Source organism: Mycobacterium gallinarum (assembly GCF_010726765.1).
Classification (GTDB): domain Bacteria; phylum Actinomycetota; class Actinomycetes; order Mycobacteriales; family Mycobacteriaceae; genus Mycobacterium; species Mycobacterium gallinarum.
This window is the reverse complement of record NZ_AP022601.1, coordinates 1,191,999-1,213,100: the sequence shown is the minus strand read 5'-3', so window position 1 is coordinate 1,213,100 and position 21,102 is coordinate 1,191,999. Positions and strand designations below refer to the sequence as shown.

Below are 21,102 nucleotides of genomic sequence, written 5' to 3'. Positions count from 1 at the left end.
GGGCATCAATCATGACGCAGAACCCGAATTTGGCCGCCCTGAGCGCCGCCGGCGTCTCGGTTTGGCTCGACGACCTCTCGCGTGAGCGGCTGCAGACCGGCAACCTGCAGGAGCTCATCGACACCAAGTCGGTCGTCGGGGTCACCACCAACCCCTCGATCTTCCAAGCGGCACTGTCGAAGGGCGAAGCCTACGACGGTCAGGTCAAGGAGTTGGCCGAGCGCGGTGCGGACGTCGACGCGACGATTCGCACCGTCACGACCGACGACGTACGCAACGCGTGCGACGTGCTGGCCAAGCAGTACGAGCTGTCCAACGGTGTCGACGGTCGCGTGTCGATCGAGGTGGATCCGCGCCTCGCGCACGACACCGACAAGACGATCCTGCAGGCCATCGAGCTGTGGAAGATCGTCGACCGGCCCAACCTGCTGATCAAGATTCCGGCCACCGAAGCCGGCATTCCAGCCATCGCCTCCGTTCTCGCCGAAGGCATTTCGGTGAACGTCACGCTGATTTTCTCCGTCGAGCGCCACCGTCTGGTGATGGACGCCTACCTCCAGGGCCTGGAGAAAGCCAAGGACGCGGGCCACGACATCTCCAAGATCCACTCGGTTGCATCGTTCTTCGTGTCCCGGGTGGACACCGAGATCGACAAGCGTCTCGAGAAGATCGGCTCGGACGAAGCGTTAGAGCTGCGCGGTAAGGCCGGGGTGGCCAACGCCCATCTGGCGTATGCCGCCTATGAAGAAGTCTTCGTCGGCGGCTCGCGTTTCGAGGCGCTGAAGGCCGACGGCGCACGCGTGCAGCGACCGCTGTGGGCCTCGACCGGCGTGAAGAATCCCGACTACTCCGACACCCTCTATGTCACCGAGTTGGTCGCCCCCAACACGGTGAACACCATGCCGGAGAAGACGATGGACGCCGTGGCTGACCACGGCGTGATCACCGGTGACACCGTCACCGGCAAGGCCGACGAGGCACAGGGAGTGTTCGACAAGCTGGCTGCGGTCGGTATCGATCTTCCGGATGTGTTCAGATTGCTCGAGGACGAGGGCGTCGAGAAGTTCGAGAAGTCCTGGCAGGAGTTGCTCGACGCCACGCAGGAACAGCTCGACAGCAACAAGCCATCAGCCAAGAAATGAGCCAATGGCGTAATCCGCTGCGCGACAAGCGCGACAAGCGGATGCCCCACATCGCGGGACCGTGTGCCGTCGTCATCTTCGGCGTCACGGGCGACCTGGCGCGCAAGAAGGTGATGCCGGCGATCTATGACCTGGCCAACCGTGGACTGCTGCCCGCCAACTTTGCGCTCGTGGGCTTCGCCCGGCGTGATTGGTCGGACGAGGATTTCGCGAAACTGGTATTCGACTCCGTCAAAGATCACGCTCGCACAACGTTTCGTCAGGAGGTCTGGGATCGGCTCGCCGAGGGAATCCGCTTCGTGCAGGGCACCTTTGACGACGACAAGGGTTACCAGCGGTTGGCCGAGTCACTCGACAAGCTCGATGCCGAGCGCGGGACCGGCGGCAATCACGCGTTCTACCTGTCGATTCCGCCCAACGCGTTCCCGGTCGTGTGCGAACAGCTGAAGAAATCGGGGCTCGCGAACAAGCCGGAGGGTTCCTGGAGCCGGGTGGTCATCGAGAAGCCGTTCGGCCATGACCTGCAGAGCGCGCGGGAGCTCAATAGCGTGGTGAACAGCATCTTCCCCGAGGAGTCGGTGTTCCGCATCGACCATTACCTCGGCAAGGAGACGGTGCAGAACATCCTGGCACTGCGCTTCGCCAACGAATTGTACGAACCGATCTGGAACAACAACTACGTCGACAGCGTCCAGATCACGATGGCCGAGGACATCGGTCTCGGTGGCCGTGGCGGTTACTACGACGGTGTCGGCGCGGCCCGCGACGTCATCCAGAATCATCTGCTGCAACTGATGGCGCTTACGGCCATGGAGGAGCCGGTCAACTTCGGGCCGGGTGACCTCCAGGCGGAGAAGATCAAGGTGCTTTCGGCCACCCAGGTGATGCAGCCGCTGGATCAGACCACCGCACGCGGTCAGTACGCCGCGGGTTGGCAGGGCAGTTCGAAGGTCGTCGGGTTGCTCGAGGAGGAGGGGTTCTCCAAGGACTCGACCACCGAGACCTACGCGGCGATAGCCCTGGAGATCGACACCCGCCGCTGGGCGGGTGTCCCATTCTTCCTGCGCACCGGAAAGCGCTTGGGCCGCAGGGTCACCGAGATCGCACTGATCTTCAAGAGGGCACCCCACCTGCCGTTCGACAAGACGATGACCGAGGAACTCGGCCAGAACGCTTTAGTGATCCGGGTGCAGCCGGACGAGGGCATCACCACGCGGTTCGGCTCCAAGGTTCCCGGCAGCGCCATGGAAGTCCGCGACGTGAACATGGACTTCTCCTACGGCTCGGCATTCGCCGAGGACTCCCCCGAGGCCTATGAGCGGTTGATCCTCGACGTGCTGCTCGGTGAACCGTCGTTGTTCCCGGTCAACCGCGAGGTCGAATTCTCCTGGGAGATCCTCGATCCCGTGCTGGAGTACTGGGCGTCACACGGCAAGCCGCAGGCCTATGAGTCCGGCACCTGGGGGCCGGAGTCGGCCGACGAGATGATGCACCGCATGGGCCGGGAATGGAGGCGCCCGTAATGATCGTCGACCTGCCCAACACGAACACCAACGACATCAACAAGAAGATCACCGGCCTTCGCGAAGAGGGTGGCGCGATCACGTTGAGCCGGGTGCTCACGCTCGTCATCTCGCTGCACACCGATGATCTGCTCGAGGATTCGATCGAGGCGGCAAACTTTGCGAGCCGTGAGCACCCGTGCCGGGTGATCGTGGTGGTGGCCGGCGATCGGGACGCCACCGAGCCCCGACTGGATGCGCAGCTGCGGGTCGGCGCCGACGCCGGAGCCGGCGAAGTGGTCGCGCTGCATCTGCACGGCGAGATGGCCGACCACGCCAGCAGTGTGGTGCTGCCCTTCTTGCTGCCCGACACCCCGGTGGTGGCGTGGTGGCCGGCCGGTGGGCCTGACGATCCGTCGCAAGACCCCCTTGGACAGTTGGCGATACGGCGAATCACCAATGCGACGGATTGCGCCGATCCGATGGCGGCGATCAAGGGTCGCCTGGCCGGCTACAGCTCGGGTGACACCGATCTGGCGTGGGCCCGCATCACCTACTGGCGTGCGCTGCTGACGGCCGCGCTCGATCAGCCCCCGTTCGAGCCCGTCACCTCGGCGGTGGTGTCCGGACTTCGCGACGAACCCTCCCTCGACGTCCTCGCGGGTTGGCTGGCCACCAGGATCGACGGCCCCGTGACGCGGGAGATCGGCGAATTGAAGGTCGAGCTGATCCGCAGCAGCGAGACCATCACGCTGCGACGGCCGCAGACCGGTGTGACGGCGACGATCAGCAGGACCGCGAAACCGGACTCGCTGATCCCGTTGGCCCGCAGGGAAGCCAAGGAGTGCCTGGCCGAGGACCTGCGCAGGCTCGACGCCGACGAGATCTACCACGAGGCGCTGAAGGGAATCGAGAAGGTGCAGTACGTATGAGCACTGTCGTCGAGAAGTATCCGGACACAGACGCTTTGGTGGCGGCCGCCGGTGACCGGCTGGTGGGTGCGATCACCGACGCGATCAGCCGGCGGGGCCGTGCCCTGATCGTGCTGACCGGCGGTGGCACCGGCACCGGGCTGTTGAAGCGGGTTCGCGAACAGGCCGACGAAATCGACTGGTCGAAGGTGCATCTGTTCTGGGGCGACGATCGGTTCGTGCCCGCCGACGACGACGAGCGCAACGAGAAGCAGGCACGCGAGGCACTGATCGATCACGTCGACATCCCCGCCGCGAATGTGCATGCGATGGCGCCCAGCGGTGCAGCGTTCGGAGACGACCTCGACGCAGCCGCGTCGGCGTATGAGCGAGTGCTGGCCGAGAACGCCGACGAAGGTCAGCGCGAACCCGACTTCGACGTCCACCTGCTGGGGATGGGCGGTGAGGGGCATGTCAACTCACTGTTCCCGGATACGCCCGCGGTGAAGGAGACCAGCCGGTTGGTATTGGGCGTGACCGACTCCCCCAAACCGCCTCCGCGACGAATCACGTTGACGCTGCCCGCCGTTCAACGGTCTCGTGAGGTGTGGCTGGTGGTATCCGGCGAGGCGAAGGCCGACGCGGTTGCCGCGGCAATCGGGGGCGCCAGCCCCGTCGATGTACCGTCCGCCGGTGCGGTCGGTCGGGAGGCGACGGTATGGCTGCTCGACGAGGGTGCGGCGTCGAAGCTCTAGCGGGGTCGGCGGGCGCTACTCACCGAGTTCAAGCCTTCTCTTCCGCCGACAGATTCGGGGGTGGTGGAGGCGGGGGTGGGGGCGGCTTTTTCTTGCCGAGGGTCTCGGTTGAGCTCGAGGACGCCGCGTAGGTGTCGGCGTCAGAGCCAGGCTCGGCAAAGGCGGGTGCCGCCGAGGCGAGCACCGCGATGGCGGTTCCCGCCAGAAGCGCGACTGCGCGTCGACGGAGGGTGCTAGATGTTGGCGTCATACAAGAAGTGTCGTGATGTCGGCGTCGTCGCGTAACCGCCGGCGAGTCAGATTTGCACCCCAACAAGACAGGGTTTCCTATCCGCTGGGCAAGCGATCTGACTTCGGCCGAAGCATCGCGTAACGAAGCCATTCGACGCCGAAGCAGTGGCGCAACGACCCCCATCCGGCTGAGCGGGACGGAGCCGTCAAAGCGAGTGACGGCGAGCCTGATTCGCCTGAAGTGCGAATCCGCGGTTCCGGCGCGCCGCCTGACATGGCACCGCGCAGTTGCGGCATTCACCAGGCGCGCCTGCCGATAGTTCGATCACCGTCGCCATCTCGAAACCCCGCCTCATAGTCGGCGGTCTGCCTCATCGGATCCGTTGCGATTGTTCTGCGCCACGAATCACCGGCACATTGACGGGACGGCGTATCCCCTCCACACATCGTCACATCTGGATCAGACGACCACTCCGCCTCGGTGGTTCCGCGTCTGTGATCAAATGGCCCTCATGGTGGACAAAGGTGGCAGCAAACCAGCACCACGGAGTGGCCGGGAACGGATCCAGAAGCTGGCGCAGGCCGCGCTCAATGCCGACGTCACGGTCGAGCAGGTCGACACCATCCTCGAGGGGTTGAGCGAGACCCTCGTCGACCTCAACAACTCGACCGGCAACCTCGACGCCACGTTGGAACGCTTCAACGACACGATCAACCAGATCAACGAGCTCGCCCCGCGCCTCATCGCGGTGGTGGACCGCATGGAAGGCATCGTCGCCCGCGTCGAGCGCATCGTCGACATCGGCGAATCCGTCATATCGCCGCTCGCCGCCACCGAACAGGTATTCCGCGGCGCGGTCGACAGGGTGCGCAAGACCACCGGCCTCTAGTGTCGGCGAAGCTCCCCGTTCCGCAGCCTCCGCTCGCCGAGGGAGTCGGCCTGCCGTGGGACGTGTCGGTCGACGACGCCGTCGCCGCCATCGCCGCCGCGCGCGCCCGACATGGCGACACCTTCACGGTGCGCAGCGGCAACGACAACTACCTGTTCACGTTCTCCCCCGCCGGCGTCGAATCTTTTTACGGCTTACCCGAAGACAAGGCCAGCAAGGGTGTCGCCGACTACCTGATGCTGCGTCGCAAGCTTCCCGACGAAATCTTCGACGGGCGGCGGGTACTCCCGACCTCGTTGTTCCGCCGCGACGACGTCGCCTCGTACCTCGCGAACCTCGACCACGCCCTGACCCAGACCGTTGCTGAGCTCGGATCCGAAGGCACCGTGGACCTATTCGACCTCACCCGCCGCCTCGGACACCGCATGGGTCTGGCCTCCTGGGCGGGACCTGGTTGCGCAGAGGGACCTTCATTCGAGCGGTTGGTCCGCGCCTTCGAAACCCTGGACGGTTCCGACGCGTTCGTTCATCCCGAGGCGATGGCGGCCGTGGCGGCGTCCGGCAAGCGCGCCGAGCGTGCCGCGCTCGACGACGTCGTCGCTGTCATCGGAAACCTGGCGACATCAACGGATTCCGATGACGACGACCTGTTCGGTCGCATCGAGCGCGCCTGGGCGTCGGAACCCGACGACGTCCGGCTGCGCGGCATCGCGCTCGATGTGGCCCTCATTCACATCGCCTCGATGTCGAACCTGATGGCCGCACTGGGCTGGGCGCTCGCGGACCTGCTCGTACACCCGGCACAGGCTCAGCGCGTCTTCGACGGCGACCAGGATTTCGCGCAGCACTGCGCGCTGGAGAGCACCCGGCTGGCGCAGCGTTCCATCATGTCCCGAGCCGTCCTGGCTCCCGTCGACCTCGACACCGGCGACCAGACGTACCGCGTCCCCGCCGGCTGGACCATTGCCACCCTGCTGCCGCTGCTCAACACCTCGGCCGCGCCGGGTCTGGACACGTGGGACCCCGCGCGCTGGAACCGGTACCGCCTCGTCGACGCGGCGTCGTTGCCGTCGCCGATGCTGGTCACCGCGTTCGGACACGGCAAGCACTCGTGCCCCGCCCAGCCGTTTTCGCTCGCGGCGATGACAACGGCGATGATCCGTCTGTTGAGCACCTACGACATGACGCCATCGTGGCCGAGCTACCCACGTCCGGTACCGGCCCAGATCGGCGGGATCGCACGATCCGCCGATCCCTGCCCGGTGCGCTACGTCAGCCGATGATCAGACGAAATCGGAACCACCGTCGACGTTGACGGTGGCCCCGGTGACATAGCCGTTGCGCCGTGATGCGAGATAGACCGTGATCGACGCAATCTCCTCGGGTAAGCCTGCCCTGCCGAGATCGCACGGCTGGTGAAAGTTGTTGTCGATCCACGTCATCACGTCGGTGGGATCGTTGGCATCGAGTCCGTCCGCGGCCAGGATGTCCTTCAGCACCTCGGTGAAACTCGCCGTGACGATGGTGCCCGGGCACACACAATTGACCAGGATTCCGTCCTTGGCAAGGCTTTTCGACAGGTTCTTGGTGACGCTGCTCAGTGCGGCCTTCGATGCGGTGTAGGCGACGATCCGCGGGTTCTGCCGCTGTATCGAATGCGCCGACAGCGTCACGATCCGGCCCCATTCGGCGGCCCGCAACATCGGCAGCGCGGCCCGGATCGACCGCACCCCCGACATCGTGCCCAGCGCGAACGTCTCCTCCCACTGCGCGTCGTCCATGTCCTCGAAGTAGCCGTCACCCGGCCCGATCGTGTGAACCAGGCTGTTGAGCCGGCCCCACCGCTGGGCGACGGACTCGAAGCCCGCGGAGATCGACGACGCGTCCGCCATGTCGACGCTGATCCCGACGGCATCCGGTGCGCCCGCGTCGCGAAGAATCGACACCGCGTCATCCAGCGCGTCGGCTCCCCGGGCCATCACCGCGACTCTGGCGCCCTCTTCGGCGAACGTCGTCGCGATCGCCAGGCCCATACCCTTGCTGCCGCCCGTCACGACCGCCGTCGACCCCGTCAAACCCAGGTCCATCGAGTCACCTTCCTCACTGCGTCACACCGATTCCGCGCAGGCAGAACCGGAAAATCTGTTCGCGCACCGCATGCTGATCGCAATCGCCGGTCGCCCATTGGCGTTCGGTGCTCGCCCAGATCGCCCCCTGGATCGACAATGCGTCGGCTGCCGGATCAATTCCGGGGAAAAGACCTGCGGCCTTGCCCTTCTCGAGCTGCTCGATGAGCGGCTTCAATATCTCGCCGTAGGCGTCACTGACCAACTCGGGCGCCGCGAACATCTGCGACTGCGCCTCCAGCGACATTTTCCGCAAATCGGACCGGATCCGTTCGTTGAACGCGAGGTCCAACCGGCCATCGATCCACGCCACCACCGCGTCAACGGGGTCCGACGCTCCCGCCATCTTCCGCTTGAGCCTGCGCATCTCGATCTGCGCCATCTGCAGGAACACCGCCGACACCAAGGCGTCCTTCGAGTCGAAGTGCCGATAGAACGCACGTGTGCTCAGCGCGGCACGGTCGAGCACGCGGGCCACGTTGACAGCCGCGATGCCCCCTTCGCGCACGATCTCCGCGGCGGCGTTGACGAGCGCATCCCGCACACCCGGATCGGGATCCAGCTTCTTGCGCCGTCGCTTGACTACCGCATCCATCAGGCCGTCGCGTCGTAGGTCGCTAGATAGTCGGCGAACGATTCGTGCACCTGTTCGCGTGTCAGTCCGTAGTCGGCGAGGTCGTAGGCGTGCTCACCTCGCGAACCGGGTTGGTGCCCGTCCGCCCATTCCCGGACGCGGTCGCGCGCCTCGTCGGTGAAGGTCAGGCCCAGCCGACCATAGCTGTCAGCCAGCGTGCCGAGCGGGTCGCTGTTCAATTCGGCGAACGAGACATCGACGAACCGGTTGTCTCCGAGCCGCTTTCGGAAGTCCATCGCGCGTCTGACGCCCTCGGTCCAACATTGCAGCTGTTCGGCTCCCAGCTCGTGCGCGTCGTCACGATCACTGCTCCAACTGCGCACGTACTGGATCAGGCTGCACACCGATGCCAGCACCTTCGCCGGATCGCGATGACTCCACAGGAAACTCGCGTTCGGATACGCCTCGACCAGCGCATCGAGGGAGAACATGTGCACCGGCGTCTTGAGATGCCACAGCGTCGGCGGACAGTGCCACTGCAGTAGCTTGAGCACCTGCCGGTGGAACGTATATGTCTCGCGCATGTCGCACTGCATCAGCCACGCCAGATACCCGGGCACCCGCACCACCCCGTCGAAATGGAAAGTGCGGAAACTCATCCCCATCAAGTCCTGGCATTCGGTCGCGGCCTGCGGCTCCGAGTTCATCATCGTCCGCATGCGCGGAAACATGCTGTCCATCATGGCGATTCCCTCAGCCGCCTGCGCAATCCGCGGATCGTCATGCTGGGTGGCCGCCTCTGGGGGAGGTGTGCATGCCTGCGACTCCCACATCCGCAACGACCTGAACTGCGGATCGCTGGCCACCAGTTGGCTCAAAGCCGTCGTGCCGGTGCGCGGCAACCCGATCACGAACACCGGTCCGCCGATGACCTCGTCGTCGATCTCGGGGTGCTGCTTGTACGTGTCGACGATCCGTAACCTCTGAATGAGGGCGTTGCTGATCGTGGCGTGCTGGATAATCGCGCCCATCTCGTTGAGATCGGCTTCGTTGTTCAGCGCATCGACGGTCCGCTCCAGGCCCTCGCGATAGTAGGTCGAGCCGAAATCGTCGAGGCCGGTGGCTGTTCGCGCGCCGTCTTCCAGGTCGTCCACGGTGAACGTCATGCGGAGAACCTCTCGTGAACCGCGCGCCGGCGCGCCGCGACGATCGCCGACCGCTCCTCGGGACTGACCCTAGCGGTGTCAGTGGGCAACGATCCCGAAATGTCGGCGACCTTGACCACCCGTACGTTCGGCGTGGGCGCGGTCACGGTCCGCACGCAGCGCAGGATCATCGCGCCATTGCTATGCCCCGCAGTGTCAAGCCAATTCGCGACGCCTGGATCCTGCGAGCTGACGACGACGCGGAGGATCCCGTCGGAGTCGATATTCGCTTGATGCGCGTTGAGGCTGGACTGATGCCGGCCGTAGTGGATGGTCTCCCACCACTGGTTACCGACCGAATAGCTCCAGTACACGCCCTCGGGTGGCTCGACCTCCAGGATCAAGGCCTCATCCGGTTCGAGCTCGTAACGCCCGATGACGGGGCGGTTCTCGGCCGCGGCGCCCATGCTGGATCGATCGATCGGCGGCATGAACCCGTTGACCGGCGAGCCCGCGTTGAAGTCGAGGAAGAACTTGAGGTTGTCGAAGACGAACTCGCCCAGCGCGTAGATCTGCCGTGAGACGGCGACATCGGCCGCGACCACCCGATCCTTCGATGCGACCCCGGCGCCGATGCGCTCGATCTGCAAGACCGATGGCTGTTCCTTGTCCCAATCGTAGAAGAAGTGCCGCACCACCAGGGTGGGATGGTCGCCGTCGAGACGCATCCAATTGCCGTCGTGCTCGTCGGCGGACAGCATGACTTCGAACTCGCCATCCGCGTCGACCTCGAGGTCATCCACCAAAGTGTTGGCGGTGGATGCGATTCCGTTCATGGTCTGCAGACCGACATAGCGCGCGGTCCCCCGGTTGCCGAAGAGCCGATACGTCTCGCCTTCCCGCAGCGTCGCCCGTAGGTAGAGACAGTCCGGGCACTCCATGCCCCAGGTCAGAATGTCGTCAGTACTGGTGCGACTCACCGCCAGCACCGGATCGGGGTCGACCCGCAGCGCCTCGTCAACACCGACGGCCAGCAGGACCATCAGATGCCGCATTCCCGACGCGTAATCGACGCGGTTGCGGTTGACGTCGCTGGATGCGACGAGTTCACCGGCCGCACCGAGCCGATTCAGCAAGTGTGCCCACGCCTGCGGAAGGTCACCCACGCCACCGTCCTGCCCGGTCAGTGCCGCCTCGGCGATCGAGAACGGTAGCCAGGCCATTGGGTTCGCGTCGCTCACACGTACCTCCAGTTTGCTTAATTGAAAACATGGTTTTCAGTTAAGAGCCCACTGACTGTGACATCTCGAAGTCGGGGTGTCAACGATAGGATCGCCGAATGTTCCGTATAGACGGCATCAACGGCGAGAGCATCGTGGTCGACGGCAACTGGGTCGAGAAGCTGCGGACGAACACGTCGCGCGGCCGCAACCCGGCCGACAAGTACGCCGGAACCGACATCAAGGAGTTCACCCGCCGCAAGAAGATCTTCGGCGGTGAGAAAGAAGAACTGCTGCAGGTGATCGTCAACGTGGGCACGTTCTACTCACTGACGGTCCCCGCCGAGCGGCGGGCCGAGGTCGACGCGCTGATCGCCGCGCTCGAGAAGGCGCGCGACAGCGCCAACTCGTAGCGGGGTCCTAGCCGCTGTTGCGCAGTGCGGTCGCCAGTCCACTCATCGTGAGCAGGATGCCACGCTGGACGAGTTCGTCGTCGTCACCAGAACGGTAGCGGCGCAACAGTTCCACCTGAAGGTGGTTCAGCGGCTCGAGGTACGGAAACCGGTTGAACACCGATCGCGCCAAGGCCGGGTTGTCGGCGAGCAGGTCGTCCTGGCCGGTGATCAGCTTGTGCATCTGGATGGTGCGGGTGTACTCGGCGACGATCTTGTCGAACACCCGCGACCGCAACTGCTCGTCGGCCACCAATTCCGAGTAACGCGCCGCCAGACCCATGTCCGCCTTCGCAAGGACCTGCGCCATATTGGACAACACCGTCCGGAAGAACGGCCAGCGACGGTACAGGTCCTGCAGAACCTCCAACCGTCCGTCGCCCTCGTTGATCCATCCCTCGAACGCGGTTCCAGTGCCATACCAGCCCGGCAGCATCACCCGCGATTGGCTCCAGGCCAGCACCCACGGAATCGCGCGCAGATCCGAGATGGCCGTGGTGGGCTTGCGTGACGTCGGCCTGCTGCCGATGTTGAGCGCACCGATCTCGCTCACCGGCGTGGACTCCTTGAAGTACTCGACGAAACCCGTTGTGTCATACACCAATTCGGAGTACGACCGCTGGGCGCGGGCGGCCAGTTCGTCGAGGACGTCGTAGGCGGGACCGGCGGCGTCGCCGAGACCCTCGATGTCGAGGAGAGTGGCCTCCAGTGTCGCGGCCAACAGGGTCTCCAGGTTGCGATGCGCAATCTGCGGTTCGGCGTACTTGGCGGCGATCACCTCACCCTGCTCGGTGATCCGCAGCGATCCGTTGACCGCGCCGGGCGGCTGCGCCCGGATGGCGTCGTAACTGGGTCCGCCACCGCGCCCCACGGTGCCGCCGCGTCCGTGGAACAACCGCAACCGCATTCCCGTCTTGCGTGCGGACTCCACCAGATCGAGCTCGGCGCGATACAGCGCCCAGTTGGCTGCGAGGTATCCGCCGTCTTTGTTCGAGTCCGAATAGCCGAGCATCACCTCCTGGCTGTCACCACGCACCGACACGATGGCGCGGTACACCGGAAGTTCCAGCGCCTGTTCGAGAATCGACGAGCCGCGCTGTAGGTCGTCGATGGTCTCGAACAACGGGACAATCCCGACGGGTGCATAGGCGTCGGGTCCCGAAACATCGAGTAAACCAACCTCTTTGAGCAGGACCGCAGCTTCGAGCATGTCGGACACCGACTGGCACATCGAGATGATGTAGTTCGGCACGGCCTGCGGCCCGAATACCTTGACGGCGCGAGCCGCCGCCGCGACGATGTCGAGCTCCTTGCGCGCCAGCTCGGAGAGCTCGGCACCGTCGCCGATGAGCGGGCGCCGCGTGGCGACCTCTGCCGCAAGCAGTTCTACGCGCTCGGGTTCGGGCAGCGAACGATAGTCGGAGTGAACGCCCGCCCACTCGAGCAGCTCGGCGATGACTTCCTCGTGCACATCAGAGTTCTGCCGCATGTCCAGCCCGGACAGGTGAAACCCGAAGACGTGCACGGCTTCCCGCAACCGGGCCAACCGATCGTCTGCCAGTACGGCGCTGCCGTTCATCCGCAATGACTCGTCGACGATGTCGAGGTCGGCCAAGAGTTCAGCGGGGGTTTCGTAGGGGTCCAGCCCGAGGTCGAGTTCGTGTTCGGGCTGGCGGCCGAGGATCTCGAAAGCCGTCGACGTCAACCGAGCATGGATGACGCGCAGCGCCCGGCGATACGGTTCGTCCAGCCGGGCGGGCTCATGACACTGATCGGCGAGTGTCTCGAGCGCCTCGCTGACCTTGACCAGCCGCGCCGACATCGACAATTCCTCTTCGAGCGCGGTGATCTCGGTGAAGTAATGCTCCAGCGCCGTATAGGCGGCACTGCTGGTCGCCAGACGCACGACCTCTGCGGTGACGTACGGATTGCCGTCGCGATCGCCGCCGATCCACGATCCGGGACGCAGGAAGGGCTGGCTCAGCAGATCGCTGTCGGGCCAGCGGGCCCTTAAGGCGTTACGCACTTCGGCGTTGACCTGCGGGACGACCTCGAAAAACGCCGCGGGGTAATACCGCAGCCCGGTTTCGATCTCGTCCTGAATCTTCAACCGGGACAACCGGATCAGCGCCGTCTGCCACAGCGTGAGGATGTTGCGGCGCAGCTCACGCTCGATATCACGGCCGTCGTCGGTGTGCTCATGGCCGTTCAATCGCAGCCGCATCAACTGCGTGATGCGGTGTTGCGTGTCGAAAATCGTGCGCCGCCGGGTCTCGGTGGGATGCGCGGTGATCACGGGCGAGACCAGCGCTCCGGCCAGCGCATCGGTGACCGCCGCCGAATCCAGTCCGGCCAGGTCCAGTTTGGCGTATGTCGCCGCCAGGCTGCTGTCCTGCGGCGGTTCTCCGGCGGCGACGTGGATGACGCGTCGACGCTCGCGGTGGATGTCCTCGGCGACGTTGGCCAGCAGGGCGAAGTGGGTGAACGCGCGGATCACCGGAATGGCCTGGTGAATATCGATGCCGTCGAACATGGAGCTCAGCTCGGCGCGGTCGATCTCCGAGCGCCGCACTCGGAACGACTCCACGCGGGCGCGTTCGACGAGGTCGAAGACGTCCTCGCCGTTCTGCTCATGGATGGTCTCACCGAGAATCGCACCCAACAATCGGATGTCTTCGCGCATCGGCTCGGTGGCCTCCCGGCCCACTTTGGTGCGCTGCACCGACCCGATGGGTTCTAGTCCGCCGACGTCTGCCATTCCCCCAGTATCAGCGCGGTGCCAACCGAGCGCATGACGAGCCCCAGCGCGGGACTAGCTGTACTTGATCTGCAGCGCGACGCCGACGATCGACACCACCCAGATGCCGACGACGAAGTACGTCAGCCGGTCCAGGTTCTTCTCCACGACCGTCGAGCCGGACAGGCTGGACTGGACGCCGCCGCCGAACAGGGTCGACAGGCCGCCGCCCTTGGCGCGGTGCAGCAACACGAGAAGCACCACGAGCAAGCTGGTGACGATCAGCGTGATCTGCAGAGCTAAAACCATGGCCGACAGCCTACAGGCCGAAAAGGGCCGCTACGGCAAGGGCCCACCAGCAGCGATGGCCGAAAGCGTGGCGAACTGCTCGCCGTCGAGCGACGCCCCACCGACCAGCGCACCGTCGACGTCCTCCTGTGCGACGATCTCGCCGACGTTCTTGGCGTTCACCGATCCGCCGTACAGGATGCGCACACCCGCGGCGAGCTGTGGGGACGACAGCTTGCTCAACTCGTCGCGGATGGCCTTGCAGACCTCCTGGGCGTCGGCGGCGCTGGCCACCCGGCCGGTGCCGATCGCCCACACCGGCTCGTAGGCGATGACGGCCTGGCCGATCTGCTCTGCTGTGAGACCCGCCACTGAGCCGCGCAGCGATTCGGTGTTGTATTCGACGTGGTTGCCGGCCTCACGGACCTCGAGCTGTTCGCCGATGCAGATGATCGGGGTGATGCCGTGCTTGAACGCGGCGGCTGCCTTGGCAGCGACCAGCGCATCGTCCTCGTGGTGGTAGGTCCGGCGCTCAGAGTGCCCGACGACGACGTAGGTGCAGCCCAGCTTCGCCAGGAAGGCGCCGCTGATCTCGCCTGTGTAGGCCCCTGAATCGTGCTGGGACAGGTCCTGCGCACCGTAGGTGAGGCGCAGCTTGTCGCCGTCGACGAGCGTCTGCACGCTGCGCAAATCGGTGAACGGCGGAATCACCGCGACGTCGACCTTGTCGAAGTACTTGTCCGGCAGCGAGAACGCGATCTTCTGGACCAGCGCTATGGCCTCGAAGTGGTTGAGGTTCATCTTCCAGTTGCCGGCGATCAGCGGCGTACGGCTCATGTCTACGGCCTTTCAGTCGTCGAGCACTTCGATACCCGGGAGCGTCTTGCCCTCAAGGTATTCCAGCGACGCCCCGCCACCGGTCGAAATGTGGGAGAAGCCGTCTTCGGGCAGCCCGAGTTGGCGGACCGCCGCGGCGGAGTCGCCACCGCCCACCACACTGAACGCGCCCTTGCGCGTCGCCCCCACGATCGCCTCGGCGACGCCCTTGGTGCCCGCGGCGAACGCCGGGAACTCGAAGACGCCCATCGGCCCGTTCCAGAAGATGGTCTTGGCGTTCGACAACAACGTGGTGAAGCGCTGTACCGAGCCGGGTCCGATGTCCAGGCCCATCTTGCCGTCCGGAATCTGGTCGGCCGCGACGATCTCCGACGGAGAATCCGCCTTGAACTCGTCGGCTACGACGATGTCGACCGGCACGTGGATCACGTCGCCGTAGTCCTCGAGCAGCTGGCGGCAGGTATCGATCATGCCTTCTTCGAGCAGCGACTTACCCACCGAAACGCCTTGTGACGCAAGGAATGTGAAGCACATACCACCGCCGATGACGATGCTGTCCGCTTTGGTCGCCAGGTTCTCGATGACCGCGAGTTTGTCCGACACCTTCGAGCCGCCGAGCACCACCGCGTACGGCCGCTCGGTCGAGCTGGTCAGCTGTTCGAGCACCTTGATCTCGGTGGCCACCAGCGTGCCCGCGTAATGCGGCAGCAGCGTCGCGACGTCGTACACCGAGGCCTGCTTGCGGTGCACGACACCGAAGCCGTCGGAGACGAACGCACCGGGCGACCCGTCTGCGCCGCTGACGAGTTCGGCGAGCTGCCGTGCGAGCGCACCCCGCTCGTTGTCGTCCTTGCTGGTCTCGCGTGGGTCGAACCGAATGTTCTCCAGCAACAGGATGTCGCCGTCGGTCAGTCCCTCCGCGCGGGCCAGCGCGTCCGTGCCGACTACATCCCCGGCCAGCTGGACGTGCCTACCGAGCTGCTCCCCCAGCGCCTTGGCAACGGGTGCGAGCGAGAACTCCGGCGTCGGACCGTCTTTCGGCCTGCCGAGGTGCGCAGTGACGACGACCTTGGCGCCGGCCTCGGCCAGCGCCCGCAGCGTGGGCACCGACGCGGTGATGCGACCCGGGTCGGCGATGTTGCCGTCGTCGTCGAGGGGGACGTTCAGGTCGGAGCGGACGAGCACGCCCCGGCCCGAAACCCCTTCTGCCAGTAGGTCGGAGAGGATCTTGATAGAAGACTCCGCCATTGCGCTAGAGCGACTTGCCGACCAGTGCGACCAGGTCGACGAGGCGGTTGGAGTAACCCCACTCGTTGTCGTACCAGGACACGGTCTTGGCCTGATTGTCGATCACCTTGGTCAGGCCGGCGTCGAAGATCGAACTGTGCGGGTCGGTGACGATGTCGCTGGACACGATCGGCGCGTCGTAGTACTTCAGGATCCCCTTGAGCGGACCGTCAGCGGCGGCCTTGAACGCCGCGTTGATCTCTTCGGCAGTGGCCGACTTCTTCAGCTCCGCGGTGAGGTCGGTCGCCGAGCCCGTGGGGATCGGCACCCGCAGGGCGTAGCCGTCGAGCTTGCCCTTCAGTTCGGGCAGCACCAGGCCGATGGCCTTCGCGGCGCCGGTCGAGGTGGGCACGATGTTCAGCGCGGCGGCGCGGGCGCGGCGCAGATCCTTGTGCGGGCCGTCCTGCAGGTTCTGGTCCTGGGTGTAGGCGTGGATCGTGGTCATCAGGCCCTTGACGATGCCGAACTCGTCGTTGAGCACCTTGGCCAGCGGCCCGAGGCAGTTCGTGGTGCAGGACGCGTTGGAGATGATGTTCTGGCTGCCGTCGTACTTGTCGTCGTTGACCCCGAGCACGATGGTGATGTCCTCATCACTGGCGGGTGCGGAGATGATGACCTTCTTGGCGCCGGCATCGAGGTGGCCCTGCGCCTTGGCGCGGGCGGTGAAGATGCCGGTCGACTCGACCACGACATCGACACCCAGGTCACCCCAGGGCAGCGCGGCCGGCCCTTCCTTGACCTCCAGGGCCTTGATCTTGGTGCTGCCGATCACGATGGTGTCCTCACCCTCGAGGCTGATCTCCTCGGGGTAGCGACCCAGGATCGAATCGAACTTCAGCAGGTGCGCCAGGCTCGCGTTGTCGGTGAGGTCGTTGACCGCGATGATCTCGACGTCGGTGCTCTTACCCTCAGCCTTCTGCGCCGCCAAGGCCCGATAGAAGTTGCGCCCGATACGGCCGAACCCGTTAACGCCAACCCGGATGGTCACCTGAATCTCCCTTTTTCGCCCTGATACTCAACGGCCAGCCTAGTGGTGTGATTGGCGCCACGCGCGGCCTGGTCAGATTGGTGACGTCGGGCAACGATGCTGGTGACCTAGGTCCCTGCCGTTCGGCACGGGTCGCGGTGATCATGGCCATATCGCCTGCACGACGACAGGCGGAAACCGCGCCGAAGGTAGGCACATGACGGCGACCGAGGGAATTCCCGGCGGCGACACACAGGTGTTGACGCAACCCGTTCAAAACACCCACGCCCGGATGCGCCAAGCGCACTTGGTCGCCGCCGCGCGGCATCGATGTGAAGCCAAAGCACACGATCAGGCCGTGCGGACACACCGCGCCGCCGCAGCGGCGGGTATCGGCGACGTTGCCACGCACCGCCGAGCGGTGCGGGTGTATGAGGCCGCCCGTGACGAGCACCTCCGCGCCGCCGCGTTGGCGGAGCGGATGGCGGGCGACCCATAGCCGGTCGCCATCGTCCTCAATGCACCGCCAGGTTCTGGTCGGCGTAGGGATTGCCCAGCCATTTCCCGCGGATGCGCTGCAGTGTGCCGTCCTCCTCCAACTCGGCCTGCGCGACGGTGAGGCGGCCGAGGAGCGTCTGATCACCGAGCGCGACGGCGATGGCGATGTTCTCGACCGAGATGCCACGTTGCACGACTTCGACGCCGGGTATCGGCTTGACGAGCTCGTTGAGCACGGGCGCGAGCTTCATGAACGCGTCGCATTCACCGGTCGTCAGGTCGGCCAGCGCCGAGCGGATCGAGCCGTAGTCGTAGACGCGGACGGCGGCGGCCTTGCCCTGGGCGACCAAACGCTCGGCGATGGGTTGGCTGGTGTTGCCCTGTTGTACGCCGATGGTCAGGCCCTCGAGGTCGTCGATGGAGGTGACGTGCGGCAGTCTTCTGATGTCGACGGCCAGCGACTGCCCGGAGATCAGGTATGGCGGGAGGAACTGCGCCTTCTTCTCGCGGTCCGGGGTGACCGTCGTTCCCGCGGTGACGCAGTCGTACCTGGCGCCGAGTCCGTCGAAGATCCCGTTGAAGTCGACCCCCTCGTAGGCGATGAATTCGACTGTCGCTCCGATCTTCTCGGCAATGGCCGCCATCAGGTCGATGTCTAGCCCGGTGTCGTCCGGCATGCCGTTGAACGGCGGATCGGGAAAGGCCGCACCGACTCTCAGGGTTTCCATGCCGTCACATCCTCCAACTTCCGCCGAACGTGGGTTACCCGCACGCTCCGCGCTTCGAACACGTGCGTCAATCCCACACTCGGCCCACTCATGTTGAACGCTCGAGTGTGGTTCGCAACTCCTCGATCTTTTCGAGGGCGTAGGTGGCGATGGCCGCGGTGGTCATGGACGCGCCTTGACGCGCTAGCGCTTCATACGTGTCGTCGCCGAGCACACTGCGCAGGCGTGTGAGGGTGCTGCGGAACTCTGGAAAGACCACTGCGGTCAGCTCGCTATCCGCGAAACCGGCAATGACGGCCGCATGGTCATGGAGTTGCAGCCGATCCAATATGTTCGCGAGGATCGCGAGTGGGCTCCGAAGCGCAACGATGGCCCCCGAACTGTGATTGATGCGAATCCCCAGCTTCAAATGGTTGAGCGCAGCGACCATGTCGCCTTGGGATGCCTCCAGCCGTCCGATGTTGTTGGCCAGGTACGCCTCATTGGAACGGGCACCGCTTTCGTGTGCGATGACCAACCCGCGCCGCATGCCCTCGAGCGCGGCCTCCGGATCCGCCTCGCGGAAGGCGATGCCGTACGCCAGTAGCGCGAAGGACAGCGCGTAGGGGTTACCGCTGGCCTCGGCGACATCGACGACATCGGGCGCTGCGGCGATCGCCTCATCGACACGACCGGCCAGCGCAAGTGCAAGGACCCGATTCGCCCTGACAATGCCGATCGAGTCCTCGTTGTGCTCGAGATAGGTGTCGTACCAGTTGATGCCACTGTCGACGTCACCAAGAGATACGTACAGGCCACCGAACAAGCCATCCGAACTGAAGGGCACCGCGCGGTGCTCGGACCGCATCGCAATACTGCCGGCATCTGCGTACGCAAGCGCATCCTCGAAACGGCCAGTCAACCAGCAGAGCGCGGCAACGACATACAAGCCCACCAGACGGGGATGGGCAGCGGTGCGCGCGGAGTCTATGAGTTCTTCCGCCCACGCGATGGGCTCTTGATTCTCCAAGGGGTAGGCCAAGATTCCCAGGAAGGTGACGATGGTGGCGGCCGTGTCGAGGTCACCGGTATCGGCTGCCCACCGAAAAGCCGAACGCAGATTGCCCAATTCGGTCATGTACCAGACGTAGGCCTCCCGCTGGCGTGGGCTGTTCCACAGTTCCAGAATGGCGGCTTCGCGACCGGCGAAGTGGCGTGCGTGTGCGTCACGCGCCCGCGCGACGTCGCCGCGGCCCGCGAGCTGTTCGTCGGCGAACTCACGGATCGTCTCGAGCATTGAGAAGCGCGTCCGTCCCGACGAATGTTCGGCCACGATCAGGGATTTGCGCACCAACGCGTCAAGCAGATCCACGATCACGTACCGATCAGCATCCGGTCGTCCCGCTACGGCACACGCGGCGTCGAGATCAAAACCACCGGCGAACACCGAACACCATTCCAGTAGCCGCTTCTCGGGGTCGTCCAGCAAGTTATAGGACCACGCCACCGCGTGGCGCAACGTCTGATGGCGCCCCAGAGCACGCCTGGATCCGACGAGGAGTTTGAGGCGGTGATCGAGATGGTCCCGAACCTCCACCGCAGTCATCGAAGACATGCGCGACGCGGCCAGTTCGATGGCCAACGGAATGCCGTCAAGCCGTCGGCAAATCTCCGCGACAGCATCGGTGTCATCGAGCATTGCCCCTGGCGCCACCCGGTGGGCTCGTTCGCTGAACAGCTCCACGGCTGCGTCGAGATCCAGCGAGCGCACGGGCCATACCTGTTCGACAGCAAGAGCGAGCCCCTCGCGGCTGGTCGCAATGATTCTCACGCTATCGGCGGACCCGAGTATGGCTTCGGCGAGATCCGCGGTCGCGTCGAGCAGGTGTTCACAGTTGTCGAACAGCAGAAGGCGGGACCGGCCCTCGAGCGCGGCAGCTATCGACTCGGTCATGGACAGACCAGGCTGCTGCGTGATGCCGAGAACGCCGGCCACCGCATCCGGCACCGCCTTCTCATCGGTGACGGCGGCCAGTTCGAAATACCAGACCCCGTCGGGAAACCGATCGGACACGCACGCGGCGGCCTCCACCGCTAATCGGGTCTTCCCGACCCCACCGACGCCGGTGAGCGTGACCATCGGCCGAGACTCCAGCGCCGCAACGATTTCGGCGAGGTCGGCATCGCGGCCGACGAAAGCGGTCGACGACCGCGGAAGATTTCCAGGAGTCGGATCGACCGTTCGCAGAGGTGGGAAATCTGTGCGCAATCCGAGGCACTGAACCTGAAACACGTTGAGGGGATTGGGGACGTCGCGCAGTTGTCGTCGTCCCAGATCGGACAACTCCACTCCGCTCAGGAGGCCTGCGGTCGATTCGGCGACCAAGATCTGACCGCCGTGGCCAGCAGCCATCAGCCGCGCTGCGCGATTGAGCACCGTCCCGAAATAGTCGTCATCACGTAACTCGGCTTCCCCGGTAGCGATCCCCATCCGCACCGGCAACTGCAACTCCCGCTGCGCATCGATCGCCGCCCCCACTGCAGACATCGGCGACGAGAACGCCGCAGCCATCCCGTCACCGCTGTGACTGAAGACGTACCCCCCATGGGCATCGATCGTGGTGCGCAGCACCTTGTCATGCGCCGCCAGCGCCGCGCGCATCGCATCCGCTTCCGACTCCCACCGACGGGTCGAACCCTCGATATCGGTGAACAAGAACGTGACCACGCCACTGGGCGGGTCCCCCGCGGGCACCTGCACAGAATCGCACACCAAGTTCGCTGAGTGGCTAGTTACGACACGTTTTCTGCCACCGGTTCACGTGCGATAACT

20 protein-coding genes are annotated in these 21,102 nt (G+C 65.0%); 8 read left to right on the top strand and 12 right to left on the bottom strand.

Features of this window, described 5'->3' with window-relative positions; all coding sequences use genetic code 11:
- The first annotated feature begins 11 nt into the window (after positions 1–11).
- The 4 genes from tal to pgl are packed head-to-tail and all read left to right on the top strand — an operon-like array spanning position 12 to position 4,310.
- On the top strand, positions 12–1,142 hold the full coding sequence (gene tal, locus G6N42_RS06065; protein ID WP_163727418.1) for a transaldolase: 1,131 nt from the start codon (positions 12–14) through the stop codon (positions 1,140–1,142).
- The gene (zwf, locus tag G6N42_RS06060; RefSeq protein ID WP_163727417.1) at positions 1,139–2,665 is read left to right on the top strand and encodes a glucose-6-phosphate dehydrogenase; all 1,527 of its coding nucleotides are present in this window, start codon (positions 1,139–1,141) and stop codon (positions 2,663–2,665) included. The genes tal and zwf overlap by 4 nt, the downstream gene beginning before the upstream one ends.
- Positions 2,665–3,576 carry a glucose-6-phosphate dehydrogenase assembly protein OpcA gene (gene opcA / locus G6N42_RS06055; RefSeq protein WP_163737050.1) on the top strand — a complete coding sequence of 304 codons (912 nt, stop codon included), beginning with the start codon at positions 2,665–2,667 and terminating at the stop codon, positions 3,574–3,576. Before zwf ends, opcA begins: the two co-directional genes overlap by 1 nt.
- A complete protein-coding gene (gene pgl / locus G6N42_RS06050; protein WP_163727414.1) occupies positions 3,573–4,310 on the top strand; it encodes a 6-phosphogluconolactonase in 738 nt (245 codons plus the stop codon). Before opcA ends, pgl begins: the two co-directional genes overlap by 4 nt.
- Before the next feature lie 28 nt (positions 4,311–4,338).
- On the opposite strand, the gene G6N42_RS06045 is transcribed toward pgl, so the two are convergent.
- On the bottom strand, positions 4,339–4,560 hold the full coding sequence (locus G6N42_RS06045) for a hypothetical protein (RefSeq protein ID WP_163727411.1): 222 nt from the start codon (positions 4,558–4,560) through the stop codon (positions 4,339–4,341).
- A 493-nt stretch (positions 4,561–5,053) separates the two neighbouring features.
- On the opposite strand from G6N42_RS06045, the gene G6N42_RS06040 reads away from it, so the two are divergent.
- Entirely contained in the window at positions 5,054–5,431 is a 378-nt protein-coding gene (locus G6N42_RS06040) for an ATPase (RefSeq protein ID WP_163727408.1), read from the top strand.
- A complete protein-coding gene (locus G6N42_RS06035) occupies positions 5,431–6,714 on the top strand; it encodes a cytochrome P450 family protein (RefSeq protein ID WP_163727405.1) in 1,284 nt (427 codons plus the stop codon). Before G6N42_RS06040 ends, G6N42_RS06035 begins: the two co-directional genes overlap by 1 nt.
- On the opposite strand, the gene G6N42_RS06030 is transcribed toward G6N42_RS06035, so the two are convergent.
- From G6N42_RS06030 to G6N42_RS06015, 4 genes are read right to left on the bottom strand one after another with little or no spacing between them, the layout of a single operon-like run.
- Positions 6,715–7,518, bottom strand: a complete 804-nt coding sequence (locus G6N42_RS06030) for an SDR family NAD(P)-dependent oxidoreductase (protein ID WP_163727403.1) — start codon at positions 7,516–7,518, stop codon at positions 6,715–6,717.
- Between the two features lie 13 nt (positions 7,519–7,531).
- Positions 7,532–8,152 (bottom strand): TetR/AcrR family transcriptional regulator, encoded by a 621-nt coding sequence (locus G6N42_RS06025; RefSeq protein WP_163727400.1) that lies wholly within the window; start codon positions 8,150–8,152, stop codon positions 7,532–7,534.
- Positions 8,152–9,297 carry a sulfotransferase family protein gene (locus G6N42_RS06020; RefSeq protein ID WP_163727397.1) on the bottom strand — a complete coding sequence of 382 codons (1,146 nt, stop codon included), beginning with the start codon at positions 9,295–9,297 and terminating at the stop codon, positions 8,152–8,154. Before G6N42_RS06020 ends, G6N42_RS06025 begins: the two co-directional genes overlap by 1 nt.
- Positions 9,294–10,517 (bottom strand): DUF1214 domain-containing protein, encoded by a 1,224-nt coding sequence (locus tag G6N42_RS06015; protein ID WP_232076091.1) that lies wholly within the window; start codon positions 10,515–10,517, stop codon positions 9,294–9,296. The genes G6N42_RS06020 and G6N42_RS06015 overlap by 4 nt, the downstream gene beginning before the upstream one ends.
- A 98-nt stretch (positions 10,518–10,615) precedes the next feature.
- On the opposite strand from G6N42_RS06015, the gene G6N42_RS06010 reads away from it, so the two are divergent.
- A complete protein-coding gene (locus tag G6N42_RS06010) occupies positions 10,616–10,909 on the top strand; it encodes a hypothetical protein (protein WP_163727394.1) in 294 nt (97 codons plus the stop codon).
- Positions 10,910–10,916: 7 nt separating this feature from the next.
- Here G6N42_RS06010 and ppc read toward each other — a convergent pair whose 3' ends face one another.
- The 5 genes from ppc to gap are packed head-to-tail and all read right to left on the bottom strand — an operon-like array spanning position 10,917 to position 17,085.
- Positions 10,917–13,706 (bottom strand): phosphoenolpyruvate carboxylase, encoded by a 2,790-nt coding sequence (gene ppc, locus G6N42_RS06005; RefSeq protein ID WP_163727391.1) that lies wholly within the window; start codon positions 13,704–13,706, stop codon positions 10,917–10,919.
- Positions 13,707–13,760: 54 nt separating this feature from the next.
- Positions 13,761–13,994: a preprotein translocase subunit SecG gene (gene secG, locus G6N42_RS06000; RefSeq protein ID WP_083123435.1), complete on the bottom strand. Its 234-nt coding sequence runs from the start codon at positions 13,992–13,994 to the stop codon at positions 13,761–13,763.
- 30 nt (positions 13,995–14,024) lie between these two features.
- Positions 14,025–14,810, bottom strand: a complete 786-nt coding sequence (gene tpiA / locus G6N42_RS05995; RefSeq protein WP_163727388.1) for a triose-phosphate isomerase — start codon at positions 14,808–14,810, stop codon at positions 14,025–14,027.
- Positions 14,811–14,822: 12 nt separating this feature from the next.
- Positions 14,823–16,058: a phosphoglycerate kinase gene (locus G6N42_RS05990; RefSeq protein WP_163727384.1), complete on the bottom strand. Its 1,236-nt coding sequence runs from the start codon at positions 16,056–16,058 to the stop codon at positions 14,823–14,825.
- A gap of 4 nt (positions 16,059–16,062) precedes the next feature.
- On the bottom strand, positions 16,063–17,085 hold the full coding sequence (gene gap, locus G6N42_RS05985; protein ID WP_163727381.1) for a type I glyceraldehyde-3-phosphate dehydrogenase: 1,023 nt from the start codon (positions 17,083–17,085) through the stop codon (positions 16,063–16,065).
- A 196-nt stretch (positions 17,086–17,281) separates the two neighbouring features.
- Here gap and G6N42_RS05980 point away from each other — a divergent pair, with 196 nt between their 5' ends.
- Positions 17,282–17,563, top strand: coding sequence for a hypothetical protein (locus G6N42_RS05980; protein ID WP_163727378.1), 282 nt, complete (start codon positions 17,282–17,284; stop codon positions 17,561–17,563).
- A gap of 16 nt (positions 17,564–17,579) precedes the next feature.
- On the opposite strand, the gene G6N42_RS05975 is transcribed toward G6N42_RS05980, so the two are convergent.
- Both G6N42_RS05975 and G6N42_RS05970 read right to left on the bottom strand, forming a co-directional pair.
- A complete protein-coding gene (locus G6N42_RS05975) occupies positions 17,580–18,290 on the bottom strand; it encodes an ABC transporter substrate-binding protein (protein ID WP_163727375.1) in 711 nt (236 codons plus the stop codon).
- Positions 18,291–18,378: 88 nt separating this feature from the next.
- Positions 18,379–21,024: an adenylate/guanylate cyclase domain-containing protein gene (locus tag G6N42_RS05970; RefSeq protein WP_434059567.1), complete on the bottom strand. Its 2,646-nt coding sequence runs from the start codon at positions 21,022–21,024 to the stop codon at positions 18,379–18,381.
- Positions 21,025–21,102: the final 78 nt, after the last annotated feature.